Origin of the sequence: Pseudomonas sp. UBA4617 (genome assembly GCF_002386445.1) — a bacterium.
GTDB lineage: Bacteria > Pseudomonadota > Gammaproteobacteria > Pseudomonadales > Pseudomonadaceae > Aquipseudomonas.
In genome coordinates this window covers 170,629-179,360 of the sequence record NZ_DGIR01000034.1, presented here as the reverse complement: position 1 = coordinate 179,360, position 8,732 = coordinate 170,629, and the positions used below count along the sequence as shown (strand labels likewise).

Sequence of the window (8,732 nt, the reverse complement as noted above, 5' to 3'; positions counted from 1 at the left end):
CGCAAGGCCGCTCCTACAAGGAACGGTGTCTACTCTACTTTAGCTTTTTGCACGTCCGGCGATGCGCTCCAGATGCGATAGCGCACTTCGACATCCTTGGGCACATACACCACTACTGGCAGCTTGCTGTTGTAGCGCAGCAGGAAGCCTTCGCCGACCACAGGCACGAAGGCCTCGGTGTTCTTGCCGTCGGGGCAGGCCATCAGTGTGCTGGCCGGGCCACTGACCTTGTCCAGGCGGTAGTAGCTGTAGCCCCAGCCTTCCAGGGTGCGTTCCTCCAGGCTGCCGCCCAGGCGTTGACGGTTGCAGTCCACCTGCAAGGTCTTGCCAGCAAGTATTTCCAGTTTGTAGGCCGATTCATCGGCCTGCGCGGGCAGGTGAATGACCTGCCGGGTGAAGCCTTTTTCCGCCTCGGGGTAGGGCGCGACATCCTTCAGGCTGGCAGCTGACGCGTGCGCGGCAGCCACCAAGGTCAGGGCCAGGGTCGCGGTCATCGGGGTTGGGCGCATAGGGCCTCCTTGCAGATAAACGAATGCAAGGCCAGCGCCAGATCCAGGCCGTCCCTCACTGGGCCAGCCAGCCACCGTCGACGTTCCAGGCGGCACCGCGAACCTGGCTTGCGGCCTCGCTGCACAGGAATAGTACCAGCTCGCCCAGCTGCTCGGGGCTGACGAAAGCCAATGAGGGCTGCTTTTCAGCCAGCAGATCGTGTTGCGCTTGTAGCGGATCGCCACCGTTGGCCGCACGATCGTCGATCTGCTTCTGCACCAGCGGGGTCAGCACCCAACCTGGGCAGATGGCATTGCAGGTCACGTTGCTGGTGGCAGTTTCCAGGCCCACCACCTTGGTCAGGCCCACCACCCCGTGCTTGGCCGCCACATAGGCGGCCTTGCCGGTCGAACCGACCAGGCCATGCACCGAAGCAACATTGATGATGCGCCCCCAGTTGCGCGTGCGCATGCCAGGCAAGGCCAGACGGGTGCCGTGAAACACGGCCGACAGGTTGAGCGCGATGATCTTGTCCCAGCTTTCCGGCGGAAACTGCTCCACCGGCGCCACATGCTGGATGCCGGCGTTGTTGACCAGAATGTCGACGCCGCCGAAGGTCTGTTCGGCCAGGGTGAACAGGGCCTCGATCTGGGCCACGTCCGAAAGGTCGGCCGGGTGATGCACCACCTTCACCCCGTGGCGGGCGATCTCGGCTATTGCCGCTGCCGGGTCGCCAAAGCCATTGAGCACGATGTTGGCGCCCGCGCGGGCCAGCACCTGGGCAATGCCCAGGCCGATGCCGCTGGTTGAACCGGTGACGAGTGCAGTCTTGCCGATGAGGGTCATGCAATGCTCCTTAGACGATGCCGGTGGCGTAGAACGTGGTGATGACCACGAACACCGCCAGGGTCTTGATCAGGGTAATACCGAAAATGTCCTTGTAGGCCTCGCGGTGGGTCAGCCCGGTCACCGCCAGCAAGGTGATGACGGCGCCATTGTGCGGCAGGGTGTCCATGCCGCCGCTGGCCATGGCCGCTACCCGGTGCAGCACTTCCAGCGGTATGTTGGCGGCATTGGCCGCGGCGATGAAACTGTCGCCCATGGCCGCCAGGGCGATGCTCATGCCGCCTGAGGCAGAACCGGTGATACCGGCCAGCAAGGTCACGGTGATGGCCTCGTTGACCAGTGGGTTGGGGATGCCGCGCAGGGCGTCGGCCAGTACCAGGAAGCCCGGCAGCGAGGCGATCACCGCACCAAAACCGTATTCCGAGGCGGTGTTCATCGCCGCCAGCAAGGCGCCGGCCACGGCACTTTTGCTGCCCTCGGCCAGGCGCGCACGAATGGCGCCGAAGGCACATACCAGGACCATCAGGATGCCCACCAGCAAGGCCGCCTGCACCGCCCAGATGGCCGTGAGCTTGGCCACGTCGCTTTGCACCGGCGCGCTCATGCCGGGCAGTTGCAGGCTGTGGCTGGGGCCGTACCATTGCGGGATCCAGTGGGTGAAGAGCAGGTTCATCACGCCCACCAGCAGCAGCGGCGACAAGGCCAGCCAGGGGTTGGGCAAGGCCAGGTCGGCGGCGGTTTCCGGTTCGTTGCGCAAGTTGCTGCCGTAGCCTTCGCCGGCACGTTGCGCCTTGTTGCGCTGGCGCTGCAGGTAGGCCATGCCGGCACAGAACACGAACAGCGTGCCGATCAGGCCCAGCCAGGGCGCAGCCCAGGCGGTGGTGTTGAAGAAGGTGCTGGGGATGATGTTCTGGATCTGCGGGGTGCCGGGCAGGGCGTCCATGGTGAACGAGAACGCGCCCAGGGCGATAGTGGCCGGAATCAGCCGTTTGGGGATGTTGCTCTGGCGGAACATTTCGGCCGCGAACGGGTACACCGCGAACACCACCACGAACAGCGAAACACCGCCGTAGGTGAGCAGGGCGCAGACCAGCACGATCACCAGCATGGCCTGGCGCGTGCCCAGCACGCGGATGGCCGCGGCGACGATCGAGCGGGAGAAGCCTGACAGCTCGATCAGCTTGCCGAACACCGCCCCCAGCAGGAACACCGGGAAATAAAGTTTGATGAAGCCGACCATCTTCTCCATGAACACCCCGGTGAATGCGGGAGCCACGGCGGCCGGGTCGGTGAGCAGCACGGCGCCGAGGGCGGCGATCGGGGCGAAAAGGATTACGCTGTAGCCACGGTAGGCGGCGAGCATCAGCAGGGCCAAGGCGGCGAGGGCGATGAGCACGGTCATCGGGGTAGGTCTCCTGGGTGAGTCTTGTTTTTATCGGTGCCCAGGCCTTTGCGGGAATCGTGCCAATTTGTAAGTGATTGATTTATATGATTATTTTGTTTCTGTGTGGATTTCAGTCTCTAGTTTGAGATGTTCGCGCCGTTTTGCCGCCCGTCGCGACGCAAGGCCGCCCCTACACGGACGTCGCGATCACCGGTTGGAGCAGCCTCGTGTCGCGAACGAGGGCAGCGCCATTACAGCCGTCTCCAAATAGAAAATAAAAGTCTCGAATCAGAGACCAAGCGCCACCATCTTCTTGTACAAGGTCGACCGTCCCAACCCCAACGCCGCTGCAGTCTCAGGCACGTTTCCTTGATGCTCGGCCAATGTCCTGGCAATCAACTCGCGCTCGAACTGCGCGCAGGCCTCGCGGTAGCTCTGGCGTATGGGCGCCTGCGCCACCGGGCTCAACGGCCCCAACGCCGTATGCAGGTCGCCAGCCCCGAGCCGCGGCTGGTCCGCCAGCAAGGTGGCGCGCTCCAACACATTGCGCAATTCGCGGATGTTCCCCGGCCACGCATGCCGCGCCAGCAGCTGCTGCGCTTCCGGCTCCAGCTCATACTGGCTGCCCAGCTCGCTGAGGATGGCTTCGCACAGGGCCGGCAGGTCTTCTAACCGTTGGCGCAGCGGTGGCACCTCGATCGGTAGTACGTTGAGCCGGTAATACAGGTCGGCGCGGAACGCGCCGCGGGCGATGGCTGCCTGCAGGTCGATCGAGGTGGCGGCAATGATGCGCACGTCGCTGCGCAGCATCTGGTTCGAGCCTACCGGTTCGTACTCCTTCTCCTGCAGCACGCGCAACAGCTTGCTCTGCAGCGCCAACGGCATGTCGCCGATCTCGTCCAGAAACAGCGTGCCGCCTTCGGCCAGTTGCAGTTTGCCGCTGCGGCCCTTGCGGTCGGCGCCGGTGAAGGCGCCGGGGGCAGTGCCGAAGAACTCGGCCTCCAGCAGCGTCTCAGGGATCGCGGCGCTGTTGATGCTGACGAAGGCCTTGTGCGCGCGCGCCGACGCTGCGTGTATGGCATGGGCGAGCAGTTCCTTGCCGGTACCGGTTTCGCCCAGCAGCAACACCGGCGAATCACTGCTTGCGCCACGCCGGGCGCGGCGCTTGGCCTCCAGGCTGGCGGCGCTGCTGCCGACGAACTGGGCGAAGCTGTATTTGGCCTGGCGGGCGCGCAGCTGCGAGCGGGTCGAGGCCAGCTCCTGCTGCATGCTGGAATAGCGCTTGAGCAGCGGCGACAAGCTGCGCAGCTGGTCGAACAGGGCAAAGCCGATGGCGCCGATCAAACCACCTTGGTCGTCGTGGATCGGCAGGCGCATGACCACCAGCGGCTCGTTCGGGGTGTCGAGCATGTCCAGCAGGATCGGCCGGCCATTGGTCACCACTTCACGCATCAGGCTACCGGGAATCACCGCCTCGCACGGCTGGCCGATGGCGCCGGCGGCATCGGCCAGGCCGAAACGCCGGGCATAGCGTTCGTTCATCCAGACAATGCGCGCCTGGCGGTCGACGATCACCGTGCCTTCGCTGGACTGCTCGATGATCTCGAACAGCGAGCGGATCGCCAGTTGCCGAACCTGGGGGTAGTCCTTGAGGCTGTCGCTGTCGTGCATGGGTCAAATTCCAAAACATGTATGAGCAGGCCTGGCCTACCCCCTGGGGTCGAACGCCTCGCGCAAGGCATCGCCGATAAACACCAGCAGCGAGAGGATCACCGCCAGTGCAAAGAACGCGGTAAAGCCCAGCCACGGCGCCTCCAGATGCTGTTTGCCCTGGGTCACCAGCTCACCCAGCGAAGCGCTCCCGGCCGGCATGCCGAAACCAAGAAAGTCCAGTGCAGTGAGGGTCGTGATTGCCCCGGTCATCATGAACGGTATGTAAGTGAGCGTGGCGTTCATCGCGTTTGGCAGGATGTGCCGCAGCATCACCTGGCTGTCCGCCAAGCCCAGCGCCCGGGCCGCCTTCACGTACTCCAGGTTGCGCCCTCGGAGGAATTCGGCGCGCACCACATCGACCAGGGTGAGCCAGGAAAACAGCGCCATGATCCCCAGCAACCACCAGAAGTCCGGTTCGACAAAGCCGCTGAGGATGATCAGCAGGTACAGCACCGGCAGCCCTGACCAAACCTCCAGCAGGCGCTGGCCGAGCAAGTCGACCCAGCCGCCGTGGTAGCCCTGCAGGGCGCCGGCCGCCACGCCGATGAGTACGCTGACCACGGTCAGGGCAAAGGCGAACAGCAACGATACCCGGGTGCCGTACAACACCCGAGCCAGCACGTCGCGGCCCTGGTCGTCGGTGCCCAGCCAGTTGCTGGCGCTGGGCGGGCTGGGCGTGGGCACCTGCAAGTCGTAATTGGGCGTATCGGCACTGAACGGGATCGGCGCGAACAGCATCCAGCCGCCCTGGTCGGCGATCAGCTGGCGCACATAGGCGCTGCGGTAGTCGGGCTGGAACGGCAACTGACCGCCGAACTGCTGCTCGGTGTAACGCTTGAGCGCCGGCACATACACCTCGCCCTTGTAGCCCAGCAGCAACGGCTTGTCGTTGGCCACCAGCTCGGCACACAGGCTCAACAGCAACAGGCAGGCGAACAGCCACAGCGACACCCAGCCAAGGCGGTTGCGGCGAAAGCGCTGCAGGCGACGGCGCGCGACCGGCGAAAGCATCAGTGCGCCCTCGTGTCGAAATCGATGCGCGGGTCGAGCAGGGTATACGACAGGTCGCCGACCAGGCGGATCAACAGGCCCGCCAGGGTAAAGATGAACAGTGTGCCGAACACCACCGGGTAGTCTCGCGACACTGCCGCTTCATAGCTCATGCGGCCCAGGCCATCGAGCGAGAAGATCACCTCGATCAGCAACGAGCCGGCGAAGAACACCGTGATCAGCGCCTGCGGCAACCCGGCAACCACCAGCAGCATGGCATTGCGCAATACGTGGCCATACAGTACCCGGCGCTCGTTCAGGCCCTTGGCCCGGGCGGTGACCACGTATTGCCGGGAAATCTCGTCGAGGAACGCATTCTTTGTCAGCAGGGTGAGAGTGGCGAAGCCACCGATGACCAGCGCGCCTACCGGCAGTACCAGGTGCCAGAAGTAATCGGCGACCTGGCCCAGCAGGCTGAGTTCGTCAAAGTTGTCCGAGACCAGGCCGCGCACCGGGAACCAGTTGAGCGAGGTGCCGCCAGCGAACACCACGATCAGCAGCAGGGCGAACAGGAACGAGGGCAGGGCGTAGCCGACCACGATCAACGCACTGCTCCAGGCATCGAAGCGGCTGCCATGGCGTACCGCCTTGCGAATGCCCAGCGGGATCGAGACCAGGTAGGTGATCAGCGTGGCCCACAAGCCCAGCGACAGGGTAACCGGTAGCTTGTCGAGGATCAGCTCGGTGACCTTGGCGCCACGGAAGAAGCTGGTGCCGAAGTCCAGCCGGGCGTATTGGCCGAGCATCAGCCACAAGCGCTCGGGGGCGCTCTTGTCGAAACCGTACTGGCGTTTGATCTCTTCGATCAGCTTCGGGTCCAGCCCACGGCTGGCGCGGGACTCGCCATGCACCAACTCGGCCCGGGCAGCGGGCGCACCGGCGCCAACCCCTTGCAGGCGCGCCACGGCCTGTTCCACCGGGCCGCCCGGCGCCGCCTGGACGATGGCGAAGTTGACCAGCAGGATCGCCAGCAGGGTCGGAATGATCAGCAACAGGCGGCGCAGGATGTAACCGGTCATGGCGAAGCCTTCAGGCGCTCGGCCATCTGCGCATTGGTCAGCGCGCTGGGGCTGATCTCCCACCAGGTGTCCAGGCCTTCGTCATAGGCAGCCTGGACCTTGGGCCGGCCGAAGCGGTTCCACCACACGGTGGAGCTGCCAGGCGGGTAGTAGTTGGGGATCCAGTAGTAGTTCCATTGCAGCACCCGGTCCAGGGCGCGGGCATGCTGCAGCATGTCGGCCTGGGTGGCAGCGCGCACCAGGCCGTCGACCAAGTGATCCACGGCAGGGTCCTGCAACACCATCAGGTTGTTCGAGCCGGGGTCGTGGGCCGCTGCCGAGCCAAAGTAGTTGTACAGCTCGGCGCCAGGCGACAGGCTGACCGGGTAGCCGGTCACGATCATGTCGTAATCGCGGGCCATCAGGCGGTTGACGTACTGGGCCGAGTCGACATTGCGGATGTTCAGCGTCACGCCGATCTGCGCCAGGTTGCGCTTCCACGGCAGGAGCAGGCGCTCCATGCCCGCCTGGCCGTTGAGGAAGGTGAATGCCAACGGCGTGCCCTGGCTGTCGACCAGGCGATCGCCCTGCGGGTGCCAGCCGGCCTGTTCGAGCAGGGCCAGGGCCTGCAACTGTTGTTGGCGGATGATCCCCGAGCCATCGGTGACCGGCGCGCTGAACACGCGGCTGAAGACTTCGTCCGGTACCTGGCCACGCAACGGTTCGAGCAGTTTCAACTCACCGGCATCGGGCAATTGGCGCGCGGCCAGCGGGGTGTTGGAAAACACGCTCTGCTGGCGGATATACAGGTTGCGCATCATTTGCCGGTTGCTCCATTCGAAATCCCACAGCAGGCCCAGTGCCTGGCGTACGCGACGGTCCTTGAACTGCGCTTGGTCAAGGTTGAATACGAAGCCCTGGGCAACCTGCGGCTTGGCCGGGCCCAGATGGGCACGCTGCAAGCGCCCGTCATCCAGTTGCGCGCCGACGTAGCCCAAGGTGTAGGCGGTGGCGGAGAACTCGCGGTTGTAATCGTAGCCGCCGCCCTTGAGCACCTGCCGCGCCACTTCGGTGTCGCCGAAGTACTCGATGCGCAGCTTGTCGAAATTGTAGCGGCCACGGCTGGCCGGCAGGTCCCGTGCCCACCAGCTCGGGTCACGCTCGAAGGTGATGCTGCGGCCGTTGTCGATACGACCGATACGGTACGGCCCGCTGCCGACCGGCTTGTCGAAGCCAGCGCCATTGGCGAAATCGCGCTGCTGCCAGTCGTGCTCGGGCAGCACTGGCAGGCTGGCGAGGTCCAGTGCCAAGGTACGACCGTGCCCCGGTTTCAAGTCGAAACGCACGCGCCGCGGGCTTTCCACGGCCACCCCGGCAACCTCGGCGAACTGGGTGCGGTACCTGAGGCTGCCCTTGCTCATCAGCAGCTCGAAGGTGAAGCGCACGTCTTCGGCGCGCACCGGCTTGCCATCGGCGAAGGTGGCGCGCGGGTCGATGTCGAAACGCAGCCAGGCGTCATCCGGGCCGCGCTCCATGCGCCGGGCAATCAGGCCATAGACGGTATAGGGTTCATCGAACGAGCGCATGGCCAGTGGCGCGTAGAGCAGGCCATCGACCTCGCTGACGCCGATGCCTTTGTCGATGTACGGCAGGATATGGTCGAACTGGCCGATCTCGATGGCCGAACGGCGCAGGATGCCACCCTTGGGAGCGTCGGGGTTGACGTAGTCGAAGTGCTGGAAGCTGGCGCTGTAGCGGGGCGCTTCGCCGTAGACGGTGAGGGCGTGGGTGGGGGCAGCGTGGGCTTCGAAGGCAAGGCAAAGCAGGAACAGACAACGCAACCCCTGCAAGAGCGGGTTGGCCCGCGAATGCGGCCATGCAGGCAACCAGGTTGCCACAGCTGACGCGTTCGCGGGTGAACCCACTCCCACAGGGACTTTCACCGGGGCTGAGGGCTCAGTCCCGGCGGCTGGTCACTTCCAGCAGGTGGTAGCCGAACTGGGTCTTCACCGGACCTTGCACGGTGTTGACCGGGGCGCTGAACACCACGGTGTCGAACTCCTTGACCATCTGGCCCGGGCCGAACGAGCCCAGGTCGCCGCCCTGGCGGCTGGACGGGCAGGTGGAGTTGGCCTTGGCGATTTCAGCGAAGTCGGCACCCGCTTCGATCTGGGCTTTCAGTTCGTTGCATTTCTCTTCGCTGCTGACCAGGATGTGGCGGGCGGTTGCACGGGCCATGGGTACTGCTCCTT

8 protein-coding genes are annotated in these 8,732 nt (G+C 64.8%); all 8 read right to left on the bottom strand.

All coding sequences use genetic code 11. From position 1 onward, the window contains the following. Window positions 1–29: 29 nt before the first annotated feature. The 8 genes from eco to B4L76_RS15100 all read right to left on the bottom strand — a co-directional run bounded on the left by eco (window position 30) and on the right by B4L76_RS15100 (window position 8,718). On the bottom strand, window positions 30–509 hold the full coding sequence (eco, locus tag B4L76_RS15135) for a serine protease inhibitor ecotin (RefSeq protein WP_296233586.1): 480 nt from the start codon (window positions 507–509) through the stop codon (window positions 30–32). Window positions 510–564: 55 nt separating this feature from the next. Beyond that, complete coding sequence (gene hbdH, locus B4L76_RS15130; RefSeq protein WP_296233585.1) at window positions 565–1,335, bottom strand: 3-hydroxybutyrate dehydrogenase; 771 nt, start codon at window positions 1,333–1,335, stop codon at window positions 565–567. 10 nt (window positions 1,336–1,345) lie between these two features. Then, window positions 1,346–2,737 carry a GntP family permease gene (locus tag B4L76_RS15125; protein WP_296233583.1) on the bottom strand — a complete coding sequence of 464 codons (1,392 nt, stop codon included), beginning with the start codon at window positions 2,735–2,737 and terminating at the stop codon, window positions 1,346–1,348. Window positions 2,738–3,007: 270 nt separating this feature from the next. Beyond that, a complete protein-coding gene (locus B4L76_RS15120) occupies window positions 3,008–4,390 on the bottom strand; it encodes a sigma-54 interaction domain-containing protein (RefSeq protein ID WP_296233582.1) in 1,383 nt (460 codons plus the stop codon). Between the two features lie 36 nt (window positions 4,391–4,426). Beyond that, a complete protein-coding gene (locus B4L76_RS15115) occupies window positions 4,427–5,443 on the bottom strand; it encodes an ABC transporter permease (protein ID WP_296233581.1) in 1,017 nt (338 codons plus the stop codon). Beyond that, on the bottom strand, window positions 5,443–6,501 hold the full coding sequence (locus B4L76_RS15110; protein ID WP_296233580.1) for a microcin C ABC transporter permease YejB: 1,059 nt from the start codon (window positions 6,499–6,501) through the stop codon (window positions 5,443–5,445). The genes B4L76_RS15115 and B4L76_RS15110 overlap by 1 nt, the downstream gene beginning before the upstream one ends. After that, window positions 6,498–8,378, bottom strand: a complete 1,881-nt coding sequence (locus B4L76_RS15105) for an extracellular solute-binding protein (RefSeq protein WP_414707198.1) — start codon at window positions 8,376–8,378, stop codon at window positions 6,498–6,500. The genes B4L76_RS15110 and B4L76_RS15105 overlap by 4 nt, the downstream gene beginning before the upstream one ends. A 58-nt stretch (window positions 8,379–8,436) precedes the next feature. Next, window positions 8,437–8,718 carry a peptidylprolyl isomerase gene (locus tag B4L76_RS15100; protein ID WP_296233578.1) on the bottom strand — a complete coding sequence of 94 codons (282 nt, stop codon included), beginning with the start codon at window positions 8,716–8,718 and terminating at the stop codon, window positions 8,437–8,439. Window positions 8,719–8,732: the final 14 nt, after the last annotated feature.

Excerpts from the sequence above, each read along its gene's own strand:
- eco (WP_296233586.1), bottom strand. The coding sequence starts at position 509 with ATGCGCCCAACCCCGATGACCGCGACCCTGGCCCTGACCTTGGTGGCT.
- B4L76_RS15100 (WP_296233578.1), bottom strand. The coding sequence starts at position 8,718 with ATGGCCCGTGCAACCGCCCGCCACATCCTGGTCAGCAGCGAAGAGAAA.
- B4L76_RS15115 (WP_296233581.1), bottom strand. The coding sequence starts at position 5,443 with ATGCTTTCGCCGGTCGCGCGCCGTCGCCTGCAGCGCTTTCGCCGCAAC.
- B4L76_RS15110 (WP_296233580.1), bottom strand. The coding sequence starts at position 6,501 with ATGACCGGTTACATCCTGCGCCGCCTGTTGCTGATCATTCCGACCCTG.
- B4L76_RS15120 (WP_296233582.1), bottom strand. The coding sequence starts at position 4,390 with ATGCACGACAGCGACAGCCTCAAGGACTACCCCCAGGTTCGGCAACTG.
- B4L76_RS15125 (WP_296233583.1), bottom strand. The coding sequence starts at position 2,737 with ATGACCGTGCTCATCGCCCTCGCCGCCTTGGCCCTGCTGATGCTCGCC.
- hbdH (WP_296233585.1), bottom strand. The coding sequence starts at position 1,335 with ATGACCCTCATCGGCAAGACTGCACTCGTCACCGGTTCAACCAGCGGC.